Raw genomic sequence first — 21,352 nt, forward strand, 5'->3', positions numbered from 1 at the left:
TCGACTTTCTGGGCCCTGCGTTTTTGTCGGTGGGCTCCGCCATGATGCGGGGGCAAGGACCGAGATCGAAGAAGGGAGGCGGACGTGGCATCCACCGTGATCAGCACGGCGGCCGTCGTCATCGCACTGGCACTACTGGTGGCGATCGTCCTGCTCTGGCGGCTCTACGCGGACAGCATGCGCCGCGCGGACGCCGCCGCGCGGCAGGTCGAGGCCGAGCGCGCACGGGTGGATCAGCAGCAGGCGGCCCTGCGCCGGTACGAGGTGGCTTTCGCCTCGATCAGCGGCAGGGGCGAGCTGGGGGAACAGGTTCTGGCGGAGACGGCGCGGGCGCTCGGTCTGCGGGAGGGGCTGCACTTCACCCTGCAGACCGACCTGGCGGGCGGCGGCGCGGCGAAGCCGGACATGGTGCTCCGGGTCGGTGGCGATCGCACCGTCCCGGTGGACGCGAAGGCGAGCATGGCCTGCTGGGCCGAGGCCGTCGAGACGGACAATGCCGACGAACGGCTGGACGCGCTCCGGGTGCACGTCCGCAACCTGCGTTCGCGGGCCGCGGAACTGGCGGGCAAGGGTTACCAGCGCTGGGCGGACGGCATCTACGGCACGGTCATGTTCGTTCCCTCCGATGCGGCGGTCGTCGCCGCGCTCGACACGGATCCCGAGCTGTTGCGGTGGATGCTGGACCGGCGGGTCTTCCTGTGTGGCCCGACGGGTTTCGCGGTCGTGGCTTCGGCGGCGTTGTTCGCGGCGAGCGACCGGGCGGTCGTCGAGGACATCGAACGAGTCCGGACCGGAGCCAATGCCGCACACCGGGCGGCAGGAAACGCGGTGGAGGCGCTCAACCTGTCCAGCACCCATCTGCAGCGTTTCCTGTCCGCCCGCCGGCGCGAGCTGGACGCACTGGAGGGGTTCCGGGCGTCGGTCACACCGTTGACCGAAGCGTCCGGAAACCCCACAGAGGTACCAGCGATACGAAAGGGGGACGAATTGGCCGCGAGCTGAGCGCGCCTGGCCGGTCCAGACCAATGACCGGATCGAGTGCGTAACAGGCAGATTGCCAACAAGATTGGCACCCGTAAAACCGCTGGTCAGCGTGGACCGAATGGTCCATTGTGAGCAGGTTGCAGGGCCAACTGCGCGGAGTGGCGGGCGGTTCGTGTCCTGAACGAGTTACCGTGTTGCCCTGTGACCGCAATTCGCGATCGGCAGAGCGATCCCGACGCCGACGACGTAGCCGTTCCCTGGGACGAGCGTGCAGTCGTCGGCGCCAGACGGGGTCTGCCCTGGTGGGGGTCTGTGCTGGTGGCGTTCGGCCTCTCGCTGGTCGGTGCGATCGCGGACATGCAGATACAGAACAACCTCGGCTGGTTGTTCCGCGTCTGCTACTTCGTGGGCGCGGTCGGCGCGATCTGCGCGGTCCAAAGGCGCAGCCTTTTCGGCCCGATGGTGCAACCACCGCTCACTTTGGCGATCACGGTGCCGTTGGTCGTGCTGCTGATCACCGGGGTCCCGGCGAACAGCGACATGCTCGCGAAGGCCCTCGCCGTCGGGACGCCGCTGATCAACGGTTTCCCGACCATGGCGGTCACGACCGCCTGCACGCTGGCGATCGGTATCGCCCGGCTGTACCGCGAGCGCAACCCGGACGCGCCCGCGAGGTCAGCCGCGGACGGTGCGGATGGGAAGCGCCCCTCGGGGCCGCGTACCCGTGACAAGGCTGCCGACCGCGACAGGACGACAGGCAGGCCCGCTCGTGAAGGTGCGGGACTCGAGGCCGGGGCCGGCCGGGGACGCCGTCCCGCCGAAGGACGTGCGCCGCAGCGGCCTGTTGGCGGCGAGCCGCATCCGTCGTTGCCGATGACGCCTCGGCGCCGGCCGGAAGACCCGCCGCGGCGCGGTGGACCGGCCGGACGCGGCGCGCCGGGCGAACCGCCGCGTGGCGATCGCCGGGAGCGCGGCGCGGAACCGGGTGCCCGCGGCGGCAAGACGCCCCCGCCGCCTGCCGCGCGCCGCGGCCGTCCGCCGCGCGGTGCGGCGCCGGACGACGATCACCGCCGCGGCGGTGAGGGCCGCGACGGCCAAGGCGAACGTCCGCGTCGGCAGCCGCCACGTGGCGGCGAGCCAGGCAGCGGCGAGCCGCCTCGCCGCGCCCCGGGCCGCCGCAACGGGCCACCCCCGCGCGCCCGCCGCCCGTGGGACGACGAGGGCTAAGCCCACGCCGCACACCCGCGAGCGGCACGCCCGACAGGACCTCGTCGCGTGGCTGGCCTCCGGCTGGGCTCCGCGACGTGATCACTGACAGCGCCTCGCGGGCCTTGGCAGCGTCGTTGGCTGACTCTGCGACCTGATCACTGACAGGACCTCGCAGGGACTTGGCGGCGCCGTCGGTGGCCTTCGGCCGGACTCCGCGACGTGACCGCTGGCGGGACCGCGCAGGGGACTTGGCAGCATCGTTTGCCCCTCGGCCGACATCGCGACGTGATCGCCTGACAGCGCCTCGCAGGACTTGGCGGCGTCGTTGGCCCTTGGCCCACACGGCGGCGTGACCGCTGACAGGGCCTCGCCGGGGCCGGGCAGCGCGGTGGCCGTTGACCGAACACCGCGACGTGGGCCTGGCGGGGCGGCCAGTCCGGGCGCAACCGGCTGGGCGTGGTTCGCGCGCGGCTCCCGGCCGGAATTCGTCGTGGGCGCGGCTCGCGGCTGGGCGTGGTCACGCGCGGCTCCCGGCCGGAATTCGTCGTGCGTACGGCTCCGGGCGGACCCCGTCGCGCGTACGCCTCTTGCCAGGCCAGGTCCGCACAACGCCGCCCGACCACTTAGGCGCGCGACTCCCAGCCGGGCGCAGCAACCAGAGCCCCGAGCCGCGACAGCCCCGCGCGCCCGGAGCCCGGCGTGCTTACTTCGCGCTCTGGCGGAGTTCCCGCGGCAGGGCGAAGGAGATCTTCTCGTTTGCCGTCGTCACCTCGTCGACCTGGCCCCAGCCTCGCTCGGCCAGCCAGGCCAGCAGGTCCATCACGAGCACATCCGGCACGGACGCGCCGCTCGTGACGCCGACTGTCGTGACGCCTTCGAGCCAGGCTTCGTCGACCTCGCGGGCGAAGTCGATCAGGTGCGAGTCCCGCGCACCGGCCTGTAGCGCGACCTCCACCAGCCGCTTGGAGTTCGACGAGTTCCGCGAACCGACGACCAGCACGAGATCGCACTCGGCGGCCATGGCCTTGACCGCGACCTGACGATTCGAAGTGGCGTAACAAATATCGTCGCTGGGCGGGTCCGCGAGCCCCGGGAAACGCTCACGCAACTGGTCGACCCGCACCATGGTCTCGTCCACGCTCAACGTCGTCTGCGAAAGCCACACGACCTTCGACGGGTCGCGCACCTGCACGCTCGACGCGTCCTCGGACGTGTCGACCAGCTGCACATGCTCGGGCGCCTCGCCGGAAGTCCCTTCCACCTCTTCGTGGCCCTCGTGACCGATCAGCAGGATGTCGTAGTCATCCTTCGCGAACCGGTTGACCTCTTTGTGCACCTTCGTCACCAGCGGACAGGTGGCGTCGATCGTGCGCAGGTTCCGCTCGGCGGCTTCGGCGTGCACGGCCGGGGAAACCCCGTGTGCCGAGAACACGACCAACTCGCCCTCGGGCACCTCGGAGGTCTCGTCGACGAAGATCACGCCACGCTCGCGCAGGGTCTCCACGACATGCCGGTTGTGCACGATCTCCTTACGCACATAGACCGGCGGACCGTAGAGCTCCAAGGCCTTCTCGACCGCGATCACGGCGCGGTCCACCCCGGCGCAATAACCGCGCGGCTTGGCCAGCAGGACTCGTTTGGCGGGCTCGGTGGCAGGGCTCGCTGCGCTCATGCCCCCAGGGTACGGGGCGCACCCGAATGTGCAGCCGATCACGTCGGACAGGCCACCGGGCATGATCGGTTTGGGCCGGCCGGCGCCCGTGCGGCACGCTGTACGCATGAAGCCGCTCCCGCTACCCCTCCGCGTCGCCGCAGGCCTGGCCGTGACGGCCGCCGAGCGTGCCCGCGAGCTGCCGAAGAACCTGCTGGGCCTCCCGGTGACCGTCGTCTCGCAGGTACTCCAATTCTCCATGCGCCTCCAGCAACATGTCACCGAACTGGCGATCAAGGGCGACGAAGTGCTGTCCACAGTGCGCCCCGCCGAGGAAACCCCCGAGTGGGCCACGTTCGACGAGGACCTCCCGGCCGCCGGCGAAACCCCGAAGAACCACAACGGCCACCGCCCCGCCAGGGTCCTGCGCGACGTCAGCGAAAACGCGCACGACCCGTGGGAACAGGAAGAGCGCGCGCTCGCCGAGGACCACACCGACGGCGAGTACGACAGCGCGAGCGGCGAGCCGATCGCCACCGCAGACCAGGAAAGCCTGGCCGGGGTCGCCAACTACGACGACCTCAGCCTGCCCCAGCTGCGCGCCCGGCTTCGCCGTTTCACCCTCGACCAGCTCGAAGCGCTCCTGGCCTACGAACGGGCGAACGAGAACCGGCCGTCGTTCGTCGGGATGCTCGCGCGGCGGATCGGCAACGTCCAGCGACTGTCCGAAGGCGACAACGGCACAGGCGCCGACGGCGAGTGAGCACCGAACCGACCGCGGCAAAGGACCAGACCACCGCCGAGAACCCCTGGCCGGTCCGCACCGTCGCGCGCAAGATCGCCGACTGGGTGCACCGGCTCGGCGCGGTCTGGGTCGAGGGCCAGGTCACCCAGATCTCCGCCCGCCCCGGCACCCAAACGGCCTTCCTCACCCTGCGCGACCCCTCCGCCGACGTCTCCATGACGGTCACCGCCCCGATGCGGCTCGTGCGCGCGATCGAGCCGCCGTTGCGCGAGGGCGCGAGCGTTGTCGTGTTCGCGAAGCCGACGTTCTTCCTCGGCCGCGGCACCATCAGCCTGCGCGCGGCGGAGATCCGCGCGGTCGGCATCGGGGAACTACTCGCGCGCATCGAGCGGCTCCGTCGGCTGCTCGAGGCCGAGGGGCTCTTCGCGCCCGAACGGAAACGCAAACTTCCTTTCCTGCCCAAGGGAATCGGCCTCATCACCGGGCGCGCGTCGGCCGCCGAGCACGACGTCCTCGTCAACGCGCACAACCGCTGGCCCGCCGCCCCCATCGAGGTCATCAACACCGCCGTGCAGGGCCCGACCGCGGTGCCGCAGATCCGCAAAGCACTGTCCATTCTGGACAAGGACCCGAACATCGACGTCATCGTGATCGCCCGCGGCGGCGGCAGCGTCGAGGACCTGCTGCCCTTCTCCGACGAGGCGCTGTGCCGCGCCGTGTCCGCCGCGCGCACCCCCGTCGTCAGCGCGATCGGCCACGAGCCCGACACCCCGCTGCTCGACCATGTCGCCGACCTCCGCTGCTCGACACCGACCGACGCGGGCAAGCGGATCGTGCCGGACGTGCGGGAGGAGACAGCCCGCGTGCACCAGCTGCGCGACCGTGCCCGCCGCGCGCTGCACGGCTGGGTCGACACCCAGGCCCGCCTGCTGAACCAGCTGCGCAGCCGCCCCGTGCTCGCCGAGCCGATCGGCCCGATCGACCGCCGCGCGGACGACGTCGAGCTGCACCGCGAGCGCGGCCGGCGGGCCATCCTCAACACGCTGTCCCACGAGCAGGCCGCCATCGCCTCGGCGCGGGCGCGACTGACCGCGCTCGGTCCCGCCGCGACGATGGCCCGCGGCTACACCGTCGTGCAATATCCCGACGAGCAAGGCAACCTTCAGGTACTGCGATCCATCTCTGAAGTGGCGGACGGAACTCCGCTGCGCGTGCGGGTCGTCGACGGCGCTGTGCACGCGGTCGCCCGGACCGTCGAGCCTGGAGAGTAGGAAGTGCGCAGCCCCACATTCCTGCCGCTCACCACCGACGCGGCAGTGCACAACGGTGCACACGCGGTGCTGCACCGCGCCACCGAGGCGGACCGGGCCGCGGACGCCTGCTGGGCGTCGCTGCTGGCCGGTGCGGAGGCGAGCCGGTGCGGTCTGGACGCGCGGCTGCGGCGGCTGTCCGAGGCCACCTCGGTCTACGTCGGCACCAAGTGGTGGTCCGGCCAGGGCTCCGCATACCGGGAACGGGTCGCGCGGGCACAGGGCTGTATCGAGGAAGCGATCACCGACGGTGACGGCAGCGAGTTCGCTCAGGCCTTCATGGGCTACGACCACGCGCTCGCCAGCGCGCTAGTCTGCACCAGTGAGCGAGGCCACGGAAAACACAGAGCTCGGCTATGAACAGGCCCGTGACCAGCTCGTCGAGGTAGTGCGCGAGCTCGAGACCGGTGGCCTTTCCCTGGAACAGTCGCTGGCGTTGTGGGAGAAGGGCGAGCATCTCGCGAAGGTCTGCGAGCGTCACCTCGAAGGAGCGCGGGAACGCATCGAGGCGGCACTGAAGTCCGTAGAGGACGAGAACGAAGACGCTGAGTGAGCTTTGCCATGCCGGGAATGCCCTGTGGTGCTGGCGCGGTCTGACAGAATTGACATCCGCCCTGCACCGAACCGGGAGGCAACCATGTCCAGCGACGCCACGAACGCCCCCAGAAGAAAAGAAGCACCGGACCGCAACCTGGCGATGGAGCTGGTGCGGGTCACGGAAGCCGCGGCGATGGCGGCCGGCCGGTGGGTCGGCAAGGGCGACAAGATCGGTGGTGACGGCGCCGCGGTCGATGCGATGCGCCAGCTCATCTCGACGGTCTCCATGCGCGGCGTGGTCGTCATCGGCGAGGGCGAGAAGGACGAAGCGCCCATGCTGTTCAACGGCGAGGAAGTCGGCAACGGCAACGGCCCCGACTGCGACGTCGCGGTCGACCCGATCGACGGCACCACGTTGATGGCGAAGGGCATGCCGAACGCGCTCGCCGTGCTCGCCGTCGCCGAGCGCGGCGCGATGTTCGACCCGTCCGCGGTGTTCTACATGGAAAAGCTCGCCGTCGGGCCGGAGGCCGCGGGCGTGGTGGATCTGGCGGCGCCGGTCGCGGAGAACATCCGCCGGGTCGCGAAAGCCAAGCACAGCAGCGTTTCCGACGTCACCGTCTGCATTCTCGACCGCCCGCGGCACGAGCAGCTGATCAAGGAGGTCCGCGAGGCGGGCGCCCGGATCCGGTTCATCTCCGACGGGGACGTGGCCGGCGCGATCGCCGCCGCCCGCCCGACCACGGGTGTCGACCTGCTGCTGGGCATCGGCGGCACACCGGAAGGCATCATCGCCGCCTGCGCGATGAAGTGCCTCGGCGGTGAGCTGCAGGGCCGGCTGTGGCCGAAGGACGACGCGGAGCGGGAGAAGGCCCTCGCCGCGGGGCACGACCTCGACCGCATCCTGTCCAACGACGATCTGGTGCGCGGGGACAACGTGTTCTTCTGCGCGACCGGCGTGACCGACGGCGACCTGTTGCGCGGCACCCACTACCGGGCCGGCGGCGCGACCACCCAGTCGATCGTGATGCGCTCGAAGTCGGGCACCGTCCGGATGATCGACGGCTACCACCGGCTGACCAAGCTGCGCGCCTACGCGTCGATCGACTTCGACGGGGCGGACGGCGACGAAGACCTCGTGCCGCCTTTGCCGTGAAACTGGCCGGATCAGTAAAAACGCTCATCGGTGCCGCCGGTTGCCTGCTGGCCGTGCTCTTCGTCGTCCAGCCGGGTTCGGCCGCCGAACCGCGGATCGTCGGCGGCACCGAGGCCGATCAGCCCTACCCGTTCGCGGCCGCGCTGCAGACCACGGACGGCGAGTTCTTCTGCGGTGGCACGCTGATCGAGGCGTCGTGGGTGGTCACGGCCGCGCATTGCGTGCAGGGCAAGGATCCGGCGTCGTTCACCCTGCGGCTGGGTAGCAAGGACCGCACCCAGGGCGGCGAGGTCGCCAAGCCCGACAAGCTGGTTGTCAGCCCGGACTACAACGCCGCCGGTGCGGGCGGGGACATCGCGATGGTGCACCTGACCGCGCCGGCCACGGCCGCGCCGATCGGCCTCGGCACGGCGACCGCGGTCGGCACCGAGGTGCGGCTGCTCGGCTGGGGCCAGACGTGCCCGACGCCCGGCTGCGGCGACGACCCGGCGATGTTGCAGCAGCTCGATTCGCATCTGGTGGACCCGGCCCGGTGTACCGCGCCGATCAAGACCGACGTCGAGCTGTGCACGGACAGCCCGGACGGCAAGTCCGGCGCCTGCTTCGGCGATTCCGGCGGGCCGGAGGTCACCCAGGTGGACGGGCACTGGGCGCTGCTCGGCGTGACCAGCCGCCCCGGCAACGACTCGTCGACCTGCGCGACGGCGCCGTCGATCTACACCTCGGCCGTCGCGTACGCGGGGTGGATCACCAAGCTGCTCCCGCCACCGGCGCCGCCGATTCCCACACCGAGTCCGACGCCATCCCCAAGCCCGACACCGAGTCCTACGCCGACTCCGACGCCCAGCTCAACGCCCACGCCCAGCCCGACGCCAACATCCTGACGGTCATTCCACGTTGCTGGAGTGCCCGGGAAACAGGTGTGCGTCCGGGTTGAGCGCGACCGCGATGTTGTTGACGGCCGTGGCCGCTTCGCCGAAGCCGGTCGCGATCAGCTTCACCTTGCCGGGATACGCGGCGACGTCGCCCGCGGCGTAGATCCGCGGGCGGGCGGTCGCCATCGTCGAGTCGACGCCGATCGCGCGGTGGTCGATCTCCAGACCCCAGTTCTCGATGGGCCCCAGGTCCGCGGTGAAACCCAGCGCCGCCACCACGGTCTGCGCCGGCAGCACCGCCGGCTCGGCGTTCTTCGCGGTCACGACGACCTCGCACAGCGCACCCGCGGCGTCGTCGCGCAGCTCGGCGACCTCGGCATCGGTGATCATGCGGATACCCCGCCGCTCCGCCTCCCGCACGATCGATTCGGCGGCGCGGAACTTCGCGCGCCGGTGCACCAGCGTCACGCTCGCCGCGATGGGATGCAGGGCGAGCACCCAGTCGAACGCCGAGTCCCCGCCGCCGACCACGACCACGTCCTGCCCGGCGTGCACGTCCAGCGACGGCACGAAATGCACCATCCCGCGGCCGAGCCAGCCGTCCCCGGCCGGCAGCGGGCGCGGGGTGAACTCGCCGATTCCGGCGGTGATCAGCACGGCGCCGGCATGCACGACGTCGCCGCCGTCGAGCAGCACGTCCAGCCCGGAGTCCCCGTCACGCACGTGTTCTGCCTTGCGCCCCAACAGGTATCGCGGCCCCCAGGGCGCGGCCTGCTCCAGCAGTCCCTTGATCAGATCGCGCCCTCGGACCGCCGGGAACCCGCCGACGTCGTAGATCATCTTCTCCGGGTACATCGCGGTGACCTGGCCGCCCGCCTCGGGCAGCGAGTCGACGATCGCCATTGACAGCCCGCGGAACCCGGCGTAATAGGCGGCGAACAATCCGGTCGGCCCCGCACCGACGATGAGCACATCGACCGAAAGTTCCACCGAGTACCGCCCTCCACAAGTGATCGGGACCACGTAGATCGTAGCCACATCGCGTGCCGAAACACACGAGGCGAAGGCCGCCGGGCTGCGCGAGACTGGCGTTATGGCTGAACAGGAATACCGGATCGAACACGACACGATGGGCGAGGTGAGGGTGCCCGCCGACGCGCTGTACCGGGCGCAGACCCAGCGTGCCGTCGAGAACTTCCCGATCTCCGGCCGCGGTCTGGAACGCGCGCAGATCCGCGCGCTCGGCCTGCTGAAGGCCGCGGCGGCGCGGGTCAACGTCCGGCTGGGGGTGCTGAAGCCCGACGAGGCCGAGGCGATCGCGGCGGCGGCCGACGAGGTGGCCGAAGGTAAGTACGACGAGCATTTCCCGATCGACGTGTTCCAGACCGGGTCCGGCACGTCGTCGAACATGAACGCCAACGAGGTGATCGCGACGCTGGCGAGCCGGAAGCTCGGCACCGACGTGCACCCGAACGACCACGTCAACGCGTCGCAGTCGTCGAACGACACGTTCCCGACCACGATCCACGTCGCCGCGACGGAAGCGGTGCTCACCGACGTGATCCCCGCGCTCGACCACCTGGCGAACGCGATCGAGCAGCGCGCGGCCGAGTGGCAGGACATCGTGAAGTCCGGCCGCACGCACCTGATGGACGCCGTGCCGATCACCCTCGGCCAGGAGGCCGGCGCCTGGGCCGCGCAGGTCCGCTACGGCATCGAGCGGCTGGAGTCGGGTGTGGGGCGACTCGGCGAGTTGCCGATCGGCGGCACGGCGGTGGGCTCCGGGCTGAACGCGCCGGAGGGTTTCGGCGCCGCTGTGGCGGAGGAACTCGCGCGGGTCACCGGTCTCCCGCTGACCGAGGCGCGCAACCACTTCGAGGCGCAGGCGAGCCAGGACAGTGTGGTGGAGACGTCGGCGCACCTGCGGACGGTGGCGGTTTCGCTGGCCAAGATCGCGAACGACCTGCGGTGGCTGGGTTCCGGTCCGCGCACCGGGCTCGCGGAGCTGGCGCTGCCCGATCTGCAGCCGGGTTCGTCGATCATGCCCGGCAAGGTGAACCCGGTGATCCCGGAGGCGACGCTGCAGGTCGTGGCGCAGGTGATCGGCAACGACGCGGCGGTGGCGTTCGCGGGCTCGCAGGGCAATTTCCAGCTCAACGTGAACCTGCCGGTGATCGCGCGCAACGTGCTCGAGTCCGCGCGGCTGCTGGCGGCGGTTTCGCGGTTGCTGGCGGACAAGGTGTTCGCCGGGATCACCGTGCACACGGATCGGACCAAGGCGTACGCCGAGGGTTCGCCATCCATCGTCACGCCGCTGAACAAGTACATCGGCTACGAGGAGGCGGCCGCCGTCGCGAAGCAGGCGCTCAAGGAGATGAAGACGATCCGCGAGGTCGTCATCGAGCGCGGCTACATCGAGCAGGGCAAACTCACGGAAGCCCAGCTCGACGAGGCACTCGACGTACTGCGCATGGCCCGCGGCGGCAAGTGAGGCGCCGGTGGGTCCGGACTGGCTGGGCTCCGTGAACGATCAGCGCCGGTTGCCACTCGCGGTGAACCGATCGCGCGCGGGGCACGTGTGCGTCCCGACCGGGTGGGCCCCAGGAAGGACGCCGCAGTGGACGATGACCAGATCACACGGGATGCCTTCGCGGCTGCCCGGGGGAACGCCGCGGCTGGGGAACGGTTCGTCGCGGCCACGCGGCGCCAGTTGCACCGCCTGCTGACCTACCTGTCGAGCCCGGGCGTCGCCGAGGACCTGACGCAGGAGACCTACCTGCGCGCGTTCGCCGCGCTGCACCGCTACGAAGGCCGCTCACCAGCCCGGATGTGGCTGCTGGCCATCGCCAAGCGGGTCGCGGCGGACCATCTGCGCACGGCGCGGCGCCGGCCCGTCACGGCACAGACCGCGGACTGGGTCACGACCGCCGAACTGAACGGCGCGTACACCTCGGACCCGGGGCGCATGGTCGCGCTACGCCAGCTGATCGGCGACCTCGACACCGAGCGGCGGGACGCGTTCGTGCTCACGCAGGTGGCCGGGCTCTCCTATGCCGAGGCGGCCGAGGTGTGCGACTGCGCGGTCGGCACGATCCGGTCGCGGGTCTTCCGGGCGCGAGAGGAGCTGACGAAGGCGGTCCGCAGCGCGGACCGGCTCGCCTCGATCAGCTGAGCGTCCCCGCGAAATTGTCGTACCCCCGGGGCATGATGACGACATGTTCCTCGCCGACGTCGTCAACGCCTCCGCCGAGCTTGCCGCCACGCGCTCGCGCAAGGCGAAAATCGCGACGCTGGCCGGGCTGATCAACCGGGCCGGGCGCGAGGAACTGCCGGCCGTCGTCGCCTTCCTCACCGGTCAGCCCAGCCAGGGGCGGATCGGCACGGGCTGGCGCACGCTGGCCGAACTCGGTGCCCCCGCGGCGCGGGGCCCGACCCTCACCGTCGCGGAAGTCGACGCGGCGCTGGGCGAGGTCGCGGGCATGTCGGGCAGCGGGTCGGCGAAACGCCGGGCCGGCACGCTGCACGCGCTGTTCGCCCGCGCGACCGAGGACGAGCAGTACTTCCTGTTCCGCCTGCTCACCGGGGAGCTGCGGCAGGGCGCGCTGGAAGGCGTGATGATCGACGCGATCGCCGCCGCGGCCGAGGTGCCCGGCGAGGCAGTGCGCCGCGCGGTCATGCTGTCCGGGCAACTGCCGGTGACGGCACTGGCCGCGGTCACCGGCGGCGAGGCGACGCTCGGCGAGTTCCGGCTCCAGCTGGGCAGGCCGCTGAAGCCGATGCTCGCCTCGCCGGCCGAGTCGCTCGACGAGGCGATGCGGGAGCATGCTGCGGCGATCGTCGAGTACAAAATGGACGGTGCGCGCATCCAGGTGCACCGGATCGGCGCCGAAGTCCATGTGTACACCAGGACTTTGCGCGAAATCACCAGGAACGTCGGCGAGCTGGTGGAGCTGGTCCGCGCGCTGCCGTGCGAGTCCGTCGTGCTGGACGGCGAAACGCTCGCGCTCACCGACGACGGCAGGCCGCGCCCGTTCCAGGAGACGATGAGCCGGTTCGGCAGCACGCGCGAGGAGCAGGTGCGCGCGCTGTTGCTGCGACCGTATTTCTTCGACTGCCTGCATCTGGACGGCCGGGACCTGCTCGACGCGCCGCTGCACGAACGCAACGCCGCACTGCGTTCGGTGGCGGGCGAACACCTGATCCCGGGCGAGCGCGAGCCCGGGGACGCGTCGGCGATCCTCGACGCGGCACTGGCGGCCGGGCACGAGGGTGTGATGGTCAAATCGCTCGACTCGGTGTATGCGGCGGGCCGCCGCGGGCGCGCGTGGCTGAAGGTCAAGCCGGTGCACACGCTGGATCTGGTGGTGCTGGCCGCGGAATGGGGACACGGGCGGCGCACCGGGTATCTGTCCAATCTGCACCTGGGCGCGCGGGATCCCGATGGCGGGCCGCCGATCATGGTCGGCAAGACGTTCAAGGGCCTCACCGACGAACTGCTCGCCTGGCAGACGAAAACGTTCCAGGACATGGAATCCCGCCGCGACGACTGGACGGTGTACGTGCGCCCGGAACTGGTCGTCGAGATCGAGCTCGACGGCGCGCAGGTCAGCTCCCGCTACCCCGGCGGCCTGGCGTTGCGCTTCGCCCGCGTGGTCCGGTACCGCCCGGACAAGGACCCCGCGGACGCCGACACGATCGACGCCGTACGCGCGACGCTGAAGGGGTGAAAGATGGAGGAACGGTTCGAGGAGCTGGTGGACCAGTTCGTTGGTATGCCTGACGTCGCGCCGCCGGGCAGCACCGGCGGCCGGTTCGGCTCGCACGCACTCCGGGTGCGGAGCAAGATCTTCGCGATGTACGTCCGCGGGCAGCTCGTGCTCAAACTGCCCAAGTCCAGAGTGGACGAACTGGTCGCGGCCGGTGAGGGGATCCGGTTCGACGCCAACAAAGGCACCCCGATGAAGGAATGGCTCGCGCTGGCGCCCGAGTCGGAACTGCCGTGGCACCCGCTCGCGGAGGAGGCGATGACCTTCGTCCGTGGCTAGCGTTGTGATCCTGACCGGCGCCAGGACGACGCGGCGACCGAACGCCGCGTCGCCCCACGCCGACGCGTCGGGCTAGCCGCGGCCCAGGAAGATCGGGTTCGTCATCGCCGCCATGGCGCCGAAGTTCAGACCCGGCGAGAGCGCGGGCGCACCGGCGCTGCCGTCCGCCAGCGGGTGCCGCACCTCGGCGCGGATGTACTTCGACACCGCGGGCGTGGTCAGCCACGTGACGCTGCCGGTACCGCTCGCGGGCAGGCTCGTCTGCAGGATCTGCCCCTCGTCGGTGATGAGCCGGACAGTGCCGTTCGGCACGCCCTTGACGTCGAGCCTCACCGCGATCTTGTCGTTGTCGCCGACGTCGAGTCGCTCACCGATGCCCGCGGACTGGCCGCGCGGGCCGGTGACCGCGAACGTCAGGTCGACCTCGGCGGACTCGGCGAGCCAGTTGCGGCCCGCCTTGATCCCGGCCAGGATCGCGTCCCGGTTCAGGTCGTCGGCGAGCACCACGTTCTGCGGCAGGCCGATCACGTTGCCGGGGTTGTGCGCGTCACTGTTGCCCATCGCGGGCAGCCAGTTTCCCTTGCCCCGCACGGCTTCCACCAGCTTATTGTCCCATGTGGACACCGTCGCGTCGTCATCCCAGGTCCACGGCCCGTTCCACACCTCGACCGCGTCGAACTCGTCGTAGCCGAACTTGAAGTTGCACGCGATCCATGGGCAGTACGGGTGCGCGGCGACACACAGCCCGCCGACCCGGTGGATGGCCCGCGTGTAGTCGTCGACCGCGTTGTCCGTCGAGCGGTAGCGCCAGTCGACGAACTGCCCCGGCTCCAGCCCCAGCCCGAGCCAGTGGCCGTTGCGGGTGGTGACCTCCTCGCCGAGGATGATCAACAGGTCCGGTCCGGCGAACTCGCCCCACACCGCGTGCGAGGACGACGTGTTGTGATCGGTCGACGTGATGAAGTCGAGCTTCGCGGCCCGCGCGCCCGCCGCGACCTCGGTCGGCAGCCGCCTGCCGTCGGAGTACACCGTGTGCAGGTGGCAGTCCCCGCGATACCAGGTGCGACCGCGGCCGCGGGCCTTGGTGGGCGGGTAGTTCGGCTTGAACGGCTGGCCCGGGTCGCCGTAGGTCAGCGTGACCTCGACGTGGTAGTCCATCCCCTGCGGCACGACCTGGTACGGCCCGAGCACGATGTTCCAGGTGCCGGCCATGATGTCGCCGGGCAGGTAACCGGGCGTCGCCTCGGTGCGGCTGATCGAGAACCGGTCGCGGAACCCGCCGGACCAGCCGCGGAAACCCTCGCCGCCCAGCCGCGTGCCGCGCGCGTCGAAAACGCCGATGTCACAGGAGTTTCCGGGCGTGCCGGCCGGCACCGCCGGCTTGTCGTAGCTGTAGACGACCGAGAGCTGGCTGACCCCCCGCGGCACCTCCACCGGCAGGTACACGAAGTCCGGCACACCCTGGTCGAGATGCCCGGTGAGTACCTTGGTCTGGACCTGGCCTTCGGCCGCCTCGGCGAACGCCACCGGCGTGAGCGCGAGACCCGCGCCCACCCCCGCCGCGGTCAGAAACCCACGGCGGGACACACCTTCCCCGCAATTGATGCACATGCCCGCACGTTTTCACCCGGATCCGTCCAACAGGTGTCCGCGCGCTGAACAGCTAGGCTGCAACACTGTGACGTCCTACCTTGCACGTACGAATCGCTACGACGGGATGGCCTACCGCCGCACCGGCCGTAGCGGCCTGAAACTGCCCGCCATCTCCCTCGGCCTGTGGCACAACTTCGGTGACGACCGGCCGCTCGAAACTCAGCGCGCCATCCTGCGCCGCGCCTTCGACCTCGGGGTCACGCACTTCGACCTGGCCAACAACTACGGACCGCCCTACGGCTCGGCCGAGGCCAACTTCGGGAAGCTGATGGCGCAGGACCTGCGGCCGTACCGGGACGAGCTGGTCATCTCCACCAAAGCCGGCTACGACATGTGGTCCGGACCGTACGGTGAATGGGGTTCGCGCAAGCACCTGCTCTCGAGCCTCGACCAGTCGCTGGGCCGGATGGGCCTGGACTACGTCGACATCTTCTACTCGCACCGCTTCGACCCGGAGACCCCGCTCGAAGAGACGATGGGCACCCTGGTTTCCGCCGTGCAGCAAGGAAAAGCGCTGTATGTGGGGATTTCCTCGTACAACGCACACCGCACCCGCGAGGCCGCGGCGCTGTTGCGCCAGCACGGCGTGCCGCTGCTGATCCACCAGCCGTCGTACTCGATGCTCAACCGGTGGATCGAGGAGGACGGCCTGCTCGACGTGCTCGCCGAGGAAGGTGCCGGCTGCATCGGGTTCGCGCCGCTCGCGCAGGGCCTGCTCACCGACCGCTACCTCAACGGCATCCCCGAGGGTTCCCGTGCCACGCAAGGGAAATCGCTCGAGCCGGACCTGGTCGAGCGGACCCTCGACAAGCTGCGCGCGCTCAACGACATCGCGCAGCGGCGCGGGCAGACGCTGGCGCAGCTCGCGCTGACCTGGCTGCTGCGGGACCCGCGCGTCACGTCGGCGCTCATCGGCGCGTCCTCGGTGCGGCAGCTGGAGCAGAACATCGCGGCGCTGCAAGGGCCCGCGCTGACCGACGACGAGCTCACCGAGATCGACAAGTACGCCACCGATTCCGGTCTGAACATGTGGGCACGCTCCAGCGAGTCGTAATGTCGGAGGCATGACAGCACGGGTGCGCAACGTAGTGACTTCTGGTGTGTTCGAGCTCGACGGCGGCAGCTGGGACGTCGACAACAACGTGTGGCTCCTCGGTGACGACCGCGAGGTGTTCGTCATCGACGCGGCGCACGACGCGGAGGCGATCGCCGAGGCGGTGGGTGACCGGATCGTCCGGGCGATCATCTGCACGCACGCGCACAACGACCACGTCAACGCCGCACCCGAACTGTCGGAGCGCACCGGCGCGCCGATCCTGCTGCACCCGGACGACCGGGTGCTGTGGGATCTCACGCACACGGGCGTCGCGCCGGATGCCGAACTAGAGGACGGGCAGATCCTGACCATCGCGGGAACGGATCTGTCCGTTCTGCACACGCCGGGGCACGCGCCGGGCGCGGTGTGCCTGTACTCGGCGGACCTGGGCGTCGTGTTCACCGGGGACACGCTGTTCTCCGGCGGTCCCGGCGCCACGGGCCGCTCGTACTCGGACCACCCGACGATCGTGAAGTCGATCCGCACCAAGCTGTTCGCGCTGCCCGACGACACGGTTGTCAACACCGGCCACGGCGAGTCCACCACCATCGCCGCCGAAAAACCCAACGTCCCCGACGCCTAACCGCAGGGCAGGAGCGGGGCGCGGCCGTTGGCGCCGGCCCGGGTCCAGGCGACCAAGGCCGCGACATCGATGCCGTAGGGCGCGTCGGCGGCGAAGGGCTCGATCGCGTCCGCACCCCGGGCCAACAGGGCCGCGGCACCCCTGGAGTTCCCGCGGGCCGCGTGCGTCAGGCCGACGGCCAGCTGCGCGAGCCCCTTCCACAGCGCCCGCTCCGGCCCGTCAGCCGACTTCCACGCGTCCTCGAACACTTCATGCGCGTGGAACGGCTTCCCGTCGTCCAGCAGCCGCTGGGCCTCGGCAATCGTCTCTTCCGGGGTGCGCACGACCCCTTCCGGCTGCCGCTGCACCCCAGGTGAGCCGTACGGCAGCGGCCTGCCCAGCCCGTCCCGCGGGCGGGCGTTGCGGGCCCGGCCTTCGGCGTCTCGATCGCGGTCGGGCATGCACCAATTCTCCCATGACCTATTCTGGGGACTCGTGCGCTTCATCGATGGCCACCGGCCTGCCCACGACCTCACCTACGACGACGTGTTCCTCGTCCCGAACCGTTCGGACGTGGAGTCCCGGTTCGACGTCGACCTCTCCACCGTGGACGGCACGGGCGCCACCATTCCCGTCGTCGTCGCGAACATGACCGCCGTGGCCGGCCGCCGGATGGCCGAGACGGTCGCTCGCCGCGGCGGGCTCGTCGTGCTCCCGCAGGACGTCGACCCGGCCGCCGTCGCCGACATCGTCGCCTGGGTGAAGAGCCGCCACACCGTCTGGGACACCCCGCTCGTGCTCACCGGCGGCGACGCCGTCGCGGACGCGCTCAACCTCTTCGGCAAGCGCGCGCACGGCGCCGCTGTCGTGGTCGACGACGAGGGCCGGCCGGTCGGGGTCGTGGACGAGAACGCGTGCGCCGGGGTCGACCGGTTCGCGCGCCTGTCCGAGGTCGCCGAACCGCCCGCGGTGACGCTGCCGCTCGACACGCCGGCCCGTGAGGTTTTCGAACGCCTGCACGCGGCGGGCGCGCGCCTCGCGCTCGGCGTCGACGGAGACGGCAAGCTCGCCGGCGTGCTCACCCAGACCGCCGCCCTGCGCACCGACATCTACACGCCCGCCGTCGACGCGCGCAATCGCTTGCGCGTCGCCGCGGCGATCGGTGTGAACGGCGATGTCGCGACCAAGGCCCAGGCCGTGCTGTCCGCCGGGGTCGACGTGCTCGTCGTGGACACCGCGCACGGCCACCAGGAGAAGATGATCTCCGCGCTTAAGGCCGTGCGTTCGGTGTCGCCGCGGGTGCCTGTCGTCGCGGGCAACGTGGTCACTGCCGAGGGCACCCGTGATCTCATCGCGGCGGGCGCGGACGTGGTCAAGGTCGGCGTCGGCCCCGGCGCCATGTGCACGACCCGGATGATGACCGGCGTCGGCCGCCCGCAGTTCTCCGCCGTCGCCGAATGTGCCGCCGCGGCAAGGGAACTGGGCAAGCACGTGTGGGCCGACGGCGGGGTGCGGCATCCGCGGGACGTCGCGCTGGCGCTGGCCGCGGGCGCCTCCGCGGCCATGGTCGGCTCCTGGTTCGCCGGCACCCACGAGTCGCCCGGCGACCTGCGCTACGACGAGAACGGCCGGCCCTACAAGGAATCCTTCGGCATGGCGTCGAAACGGGCGGTCGCCGGCCGGACCCGCACCGACAACGTGTTCGACCGGGCCCGCAAGGCATTGTTCGAGGAAGGCATCTCGTCCTCGCGGATGATGCTCGACCCGGCGCGGCCCGGCGTCGAGGATCTGCTCGACTCGATCTGCTCGGGCGTGCGGTCCTCGTTCACCTACGCCGGCGCGCGCACCACGGTGGAGTTCCACGAACGCGCGGTGCTCGGCGTGCAGTCCGCCGCCGGGTTCGCCGAGGGCCGCCCCCTCCCCTCCGGCTGGTGAGCAGGGGGCGGCGACACTCGTCAGCCGTGGTCCTCCAGCATTTCGGTGACCAGGGCGGCGATCGGCGAACGCTCCGACCGCGTCAGCGTGATGTGCGCGAAGAGCGGGTGGCCCTTCAGCTTCTCGATCACCGCGGACACGCCGTCATGCCGCCCGACGCGCAGGTTGTCGCGCTGCGCGACGTCGTGGGTCAGCACCACGCGTGACGCCGTGCCGAGCCGGGACAGCACGGTGAGCAGGACGTTGCGCTCCAGCGACTGCGCCTCGTCCACGATCACGAACGAATCGTGCAGCGAACGGCCACGGATATGGGTCAGCGGCAGGACTTCCAGCATTCCGCGGTCGAAAACCTCGTCCAGCACCTCCTGGCTGACCAGCGCCCCGAGGGTGTCGAACACCGCCTGCGCCCACGGCTGCATCTTCTCGGTCTCGGATCCCGGCAGGTAGCCGAGATCCTGACCGCCCACCGCGTAGACCGGGCGGAACACCACGACCTTGCGGTGCTCGCGGCGTTCCAGCACCGATTCCAGGCCCGCGCACAGCGCCAGCGCCGACTTGCCGGTGCCCGCGCGGCCGCCCAGCGAGACGATGCCGATGTCCGGGTCGAGCAGCAGGTCGAGCGCGATGCGCTGCTCGGCGGACCGGCCGTGCAGGCCGAACGCCTCGCGGTCACCCCGGACCAGCCGCACCTGCTTGTCACCGGTGAGCCGCCCGAGCGCGCTCGAACTGCCCCCCAGCATCCGCAACCCGGTGTGGCACGGCAGCTCGCCGATATCCGGCCGGCCGTACGCCGCGATGTCGATCGTGCCGTTCTGGAACAGCGCGTCGATGGCCTCCTGCGGCACGTCCACGTCCGCCATCCCGGTCCAGCCCGACGGCGTGACCTCCTGGGCGCGGTACTCGTCCGCGTCCAGACCGACCGCACCCGCCTTGACCCGCAACGGGATGTCCTTCGTCACGAGGGTGACGGTCCGGTGCTCGACGGCGAGGTTGAGCGCGCAGGCAAGGAGCCGGTGGTCGTTGGAGTCCGTCCGGAACCCGGGCGGGAGCACGGTGGGGTCGGAGTGGTTCAGCTCGACGTGCAGGGTGCCGCCGGCGTTGCCGATCGGCACCGGGGAATCCAGACGGCCGTGGGTGCGGCGCAGGTCGTCGAGCATGCGCAGGGATTCCCGCGCGAACCAGCCCAGCTCGGGATGGTGCCGTTTCGCCTCCAGTTCGCTGATCACGACCAGCGGCAGCACAACGGCGTGCTCGGCGAACCGGGTGACAGCCCAAGGGTCCGAAAGCAGGACCGAGGTGTCGAGCACATAGGTGTGCCGCTGGATTTCGGGGGATAGCGGACCAGCCGCTGATTCTCCGGCGCCTTCCGCACCGGACGAGGCCTTTCGGGGCAAACGCTGCGCAGTCACGACGGCATCTCCCTTAGGCGTGGCACCACGCCCGCACTCGCTGGGCCGGGCACCGCCCTGGCTGACCGTTCGTCCTCCGACGCTGGTTCGCGTCAGCGGGCGCGGCCACGAGGGCCGGGTGCCGGCCCCCTCGTGCGTTGCGCGAACGACGTCACGGCTGGTACCGCCGTCGTCCCGTCAACTACTGCCACGTCCAGGGCCTCCCGCGATGACCCGCAAGGTCACGGACCATCACTTCGGAAGTTACCTGCGAATCCCGGATCGTGCAGGCAGCCAACGAGGTGATTCGCCAAGTTGTCATCTCACCCACGGTAGATTTAACGTGACGGGGCAGCCACGTTCGGTGAGATGTCAAGTACCGAATCGGCGGTGCCGCCAGGCGTAATCCCGCAGTGCACGCAGGAAATCGACCCGGCGGAAGGCGGGCCAGTAGGCCTCCGTGAACCAGAACTCCGAATGCGCGGACTGCCAGAGCAGGAAGCCGGAGAGGCGCTGTTCACCCGAGGTCCGGATGATGAGATCCGGGTCGGGCTGGCCCGAGGTGTACAGATGCTCGGAGATGTGGTCGACGTCGAGGATCTTGGCCAGCTCGCGGATCGAGGTGCCCTCGTCGGCGTGTTGCAGCAGGAGCTTCTTGACCGCGTCCGCGATCTCCTGGCGGCCGCCGTAGCCGACCGCGATGTTGACCTCCATGCCGTTGCGCCCCTCGGCGCGCGCGGCGGCGGCCTTGAGGCTGCGCGCCATGTCGGCGGGCAGCAGCTCGAGTGCGCCGACCATGCGCAGTCGCCATGGCTTCTCGGGGCCGGCCAGTTCGTCGACGACGTCAACGATGATCTTCAGGAGTGCCTCGACCTCTTCCGGCGCACGCGAAAGGTTGTCGGTCGAGAGGAGCCACAGAGTGACGACCTCGACGTCGGCCTCGCGGCACCAGGACAGGAAGTCGGCGATCTTCTTGGCCCCGGCGCGATGGCCGTCCGCGACGTCGGCGAAGCCGGCTTCGCGCGCCCACCGGCGGTTGCCGTCGAGCATGATCGCGATATGTCGGGGGTGCTTGCCGGCAGCCTGCTGGATCAGCCGCTTGCTGTAGGCGGTGTAGACGAGACGGGACCCGATCGCGCGAAGACTCACGTCGGCCAAGCGTACGCAACTTGGTGTGAGGACGTGGTTCCGGCCACGGAGACTGGC

At 70.5% G+C, this 21,352-nt stretch carries 21 protein-coding genes; 15 read left to right on the top strand and 6 right to left on the bottom strand.

Annotated elements, in window-relative coordinates:
• Nucleotides 1–84: 84 nt before the first annotated feature.
• Both rmuC and LOZ83_RS06540 read left to right on the top strand, forming a co-directional pair.
• Nucleotides 85–1,002 (top strand): DNA recombination protein RmuC, encoded by a 918-nt coding sequence (gene rmuC, locus LOZ83_RS06535; RefSeq protein ID WP_236789266.1) that lies wholly within the window; start codon nt 85–87, stop codon nt 1,000–1,002.
• 183 nt (nt 1,003–1,185) lie between these two features.
• Nucleotides 1,186–2,211 carry a DUF6542 domain-containing protein gene (locus LOZ83_RS06540; protein ID WP_236789267.1) on the top strand — a complete coding sequence of 342 codons (1,026 nt, stop codon included), beginning with the start codon at nt 1,186–1,188 and terminating at the stop codon, nt 2,209–2,211.
• Between the two features lie 685 nt (nt 2,212–2,896).
• Here the strand turns inward: LOZ83_RS06540 and LOZ83_RS06545 are convergent.
• On the bottom strand, nt 2,897–3,865 hold the full coding sequence (locus tag LOZ83_RS06545; protein ID WP_236789268.1) for a 4-hydroxy-3-methylbut-2-enyl diphosphate reductase: 969 nt from the start codon (nt 3,863–3,865) through the stop codon (nt 2,897–2,899).
• Between the two features lie 106 nt (nt 3,866–3,971).
• Between LOZ83_RS06545 and LOZ83_RS06550 the strand changes: the two genes are divergently transcribed.
• The 6 genes from LOZ83_RS06550 to LOZ83_RS06575 all read left to right on the top strand — a co-directional run bounded on the left by LOZ83_RS06550 (nt 3,972) and on the right by LOZ83_RS06575 (nt 8,476).
• Entirely contained in the window at nt 3,972–4,607 is a 636-nt protein-coding gene (locus tag LOZ83_RS06550) for a lipid droplet-associated protein (protein ID WP_236789269.1), read from the top strand.
• Complete coding sequence (gene xseA / locus LOZ83_RS06555; RefSeq protein WP_236789270.1) at nt 4,604–5,860, top strand: exodeoxyribonuclease VII large subunit; 1,257 nt, start codon at nt 4,604–4,606, stop codon at nt 5,858–5,860. Before LOZ83_RS06550 ends, xseA begins: the two co-directional genes overlap by 4 nt.
• Nucleotides 5,861–5,863: 3 nt before the next feature.
• On the top strand, nt 5,864–6,259 hold the full coding sequence (locus LOZ83_RS06560) for a hypothetical protein (protein WP_236789271.1): 396 nt from the start codon (nt 5,864–5,866) through the stop codon (nt 6,257–6,259).
• On the top strand, nt 6,222–6,452 hold the full coding sequence (locus tag LOZ83_RS06565) for an exodeoxyribonuclease VII small subunit (protein WP_236789272.1): 231 nt from the start codon (nt 6,222–6,224) through the stop codon (nt 6,450–6,452). Before LOZ83_RS06560 ends, LOZ83_RS06565 begins: the two co-directional genes overlap by 38 nt.
• 84 nt (nt 6,453–6,536) lie before the next feature.
• The gene (gene glpX, locus LOZ83_RS06570; protein ID WP_236789273.1) at nt 6,537–7,592 is read left to right on the top strand and encodes a class II fructose-bisphosphatase; all 1,056 of its coding nucleotides are present in this window, start codon (nt 6,537–6,539) and stop codon (nt 7,590–7,592) included.
• A gap of 2 nt (nt 7,593–7,594) precedes the next feature.
• Entirely contained in the window at nt 7,595–8,476 is an 882-nt protein-coding gene (locus LOZ83_RS06575; RefSeq protein ID WP_236789467.1) for a trypsin-like serine protease, read from the top strand.
• 3 nt (nt 8,477–8,479) lie between these two features.
• On the opposite strand, the gene LOZ83_RS06580 is transcribed toward LOZ83_RS06575, so the two are convergent.
• The gene (locus LOZ83_RS06580; protein WP_236789274.1) at nt 8,480–9,457 is read right to left on the bottom strand and encodes an NAD(P)/FAD-dependent oxidoreductase; all 978 of its coding nucleotides are present in this window, start codon (nt 9,455–9,457) and stop codon (nt 8,480–8,482) included.
• A gap of 103 nt (nt 9,458–9,560) precedes the next feature.
• Between LOZ83_RS06580 and LOZ83_RS06585 the strand changes: the two genes are divergently transcribed.
• The 4 genes from LOZ83_RS06585 to LOZ83_RS06600 all read left to right on the top strand — a co-directional run bounded on the left by LOZ83_RS06585 (nt 9,561) and on the right by LOZ83_RS06600 (nt 13,512).
• Complete coding sequence (locus LOZ83_RS06585; RefSeq protein WP_236789275.1) at nt 9,561–10,958, top strand: class II fumarate hydratase; 1,398 nt, start codon at nt 9,561–9,563, stop codon at nt 10,956–10,958.
• A 126-nt stretch (nt 10,959–11,084) separates the two neighbouring features.
• Nucleotides 11,085–11,639, top strand: coding sequence for a sigma-70 family RNA polymerase sigma factor (locus tag LOZ83_RS06590; RefSeq protein WP_236789276.1), 555 nt, complete (start codon nt 11,085–11,087; stop codon nt 11,637–11,639).
• Between the two features lie 43 nt (nt 11,640–11,682).
• Entirely contained in the window at nt 11,683–13,194 is a 1,512-nt protein-coding gene (locus LOZ83_RS06595; RefSeq protein WP_236789277.1) for an ATP-dependent DNA ligase, read from the top strand.
• A 3-nt stretch (nt 13,195–13,197) separates the two neighbouring features.
• Nucleotides 13,198–13,512 carry a TfoX/Sxy family protein gene (locus LOZ83_RS06600; RefSeq protein ID WP_236789278.1) on the top strand — a complete coding sequence of 105 codons (315 nt, stop codon included), beginning with the start codon at nt 13,198–13,200 and terminating at the stop codon, nt 13,510–13,512.
• A 72-nt stretch (nt 13,513–13,584) separates the two neighbouring features.
• Here the strand turns inward: LOZ83_RS06600 and LOZ83_RS06605 are convergent, their stop codons facing one another.
• Nucleotides 13,585–15,099 (bottom strand): CehA/McbA family metallohydrolase, encoded by a 1,515-nt coding sequence (locus LOZ83_RS06605; RefSeq protein WP_308190191.1) that lies wholly within the window; start codon nt 15,097–15,099, stop codon nt 13,585–13,587.
• A 91-nt stretch (nt 15,100–15,190) separates the two neighbouring features.
• On the opposite strand from LOZ83_RS06605, the gene mgrA reads away from it, so the two are divergent.
• Both mgrA and LOZ83_RS06615 read left to right on the top strand, forming a co-directional pair.
• Complete coding sequence (gene mgrA / locus LOZ83_RS06610; protein ID WP_308190192.1) at nt 15,191–16,219, top strand: L-glyceraldehyde 3-phosphate reductase; 1,029 nt, start codon at nt 15,191–15,193, stop codon at nt 16,217–16,219.
• A gap of 10 nt (nt 16,220–16,229) precedes the next feature.
• Nucleotides 16,230–16,844, top strand: a complete 615-nt coding sequence (locus tag LOZ83_RS06615; RefSeq protein ID WP_236789280.1) for an MBL fold metallo-hydrolase — start codon at nt 16,230–16,232, stop codon at nt 16,842–16,844.
• On the opposite strand, the gene LOZ83_RS06620 is transcribed toward LOZ83_RS06615, so the two are convergent.
• Entirely contained in the window at nt 16,841–17,284 is a 444-nt protein-coding gene (locus LOZ83_RS06620) for a DUF309 domain-containing protein (protein WP_236789281.1), read from the bottom strand. The genes LOZ83_RS06615 and LOZ83_RS06620 overlap by 4 nt on opposite strands.
• Nucleotides 17,285–17,318: 34 nt before the next feature.
• Here LOZ83_RS06620 and LOZ83_RS06625 point away from each other — a divergent pair, with 34 nt between their 5' ends.
• On the top strand, nt 17,319–18,758 hold the full coding sequence (locus LOZ83_RS06625) for a GuaB1 family IMP dehydrogenase-related protein (RefSeq protein ID WP_236789282.1): 1,440 nt from the start codon (nt 17,319–17,321) through the stop codon (nt 18,756–18,758).
• Between the two features lie 20 nt (nt 18,759–18,778).
• Here the strand turns inward: LOZ83_RS06625 and LOZ83_RS06630 are convergent, their stop codons facing one another.
• Nucleotides 18,779–20,065 (bottom strand): PhoH family protein, encoded by a 1,287-nt coding sequence (locus LOZ83_RS06630; RefSeq protein WP_374202637.1) that lies wholly within the window; start codon nt 20,063–20,065, stop codon nt 18,779–18,781.
• 453 nt (nt 20,066–20,518) lie between these two features.
• The gene (locus LOZ83_RS06635) at nt 20,519–21,295 is read right to left on the bottom strand and encodes an isoprenyl transferase (RefSeq protein WP_236789283.1); all 777 of its coding nucleotides are present in this window, start codon (nt 21,293–21,295) and stop codon (nt 20,519–20,521) included.
• Nucleotides 21,296–21,352: the final 57 nt, after the last annotated feature.

Source organism: Amycolatopsis sp. GM8, assembly GCF_021653975.1.
Lineage (GTDB): Bacteria > Actinomycetota > Actinomycetes > Mycobacteriales > Pseudonocardiaceae > Amycolatopsis_E.

Excerpts from the sequence above, each read along its gene's own strand:
- LOZ83_RS06620 (WP_236789281.1), bottom strand. The coding sequence starts at position 17,284 with ATGCCCGACCGCGATCGAGACGCCGAAGGCCGGGCCCGCAACGCCCGC.
- LOZ83_RS06545 (WP_236789268.1), bottom strand. The coding sequence starts at position 3,865 with ATGAGCGCAGCGAGCCCTGCCACCGAGCCCGCCAAACGAGTCCTGCTG.
- LOZ83_RS06585 (WP_236789275.1), top strand. The coding sequence starts at position 9,561 with ATGGCTGAACAGGAATACCGGATCGAACACGACACGATGGGCGAGGTG.
- LOZ83_RS06615 (WP_236789280.1), top strand. The coding sequence starts at position 16,230 with ATGACAGCACGGGTGCGCAACGTAGTGACTTCTGGTGTGTTCGAGCTC.
- glpX (WP_236789273.1), top strand. The coding sequence starts at position 6,537 with ATGTCCAGCGACGCCACGAACGCCCCCAGAAGAAAAGAAGCACCGGAC.
- LOZ83_RS06600 (WP_236789278.1), top strand. The coding sequence starts at position 13,198 with ATGGAGGAACGGTTCGAGGAGCTGGTGGACCAGTTCGTTGGTATGCCT.
- LOZ83_RS06595 (WP_236789277.1), top strand. The coding sequence starts at position 11,683 with ATGTTCCTCGCCGACGTCGTCAACGCCTCCGCCGAGCTTGCCGCCACG.
- LOZ83_RS06550 (WP_236789269.1), top strand. The coding sequence starts at position 3,972 with ATGAAGCCGCTCCCGCTACCCCTCCGCGTCGCCGCAGGCCTGGCCGTG.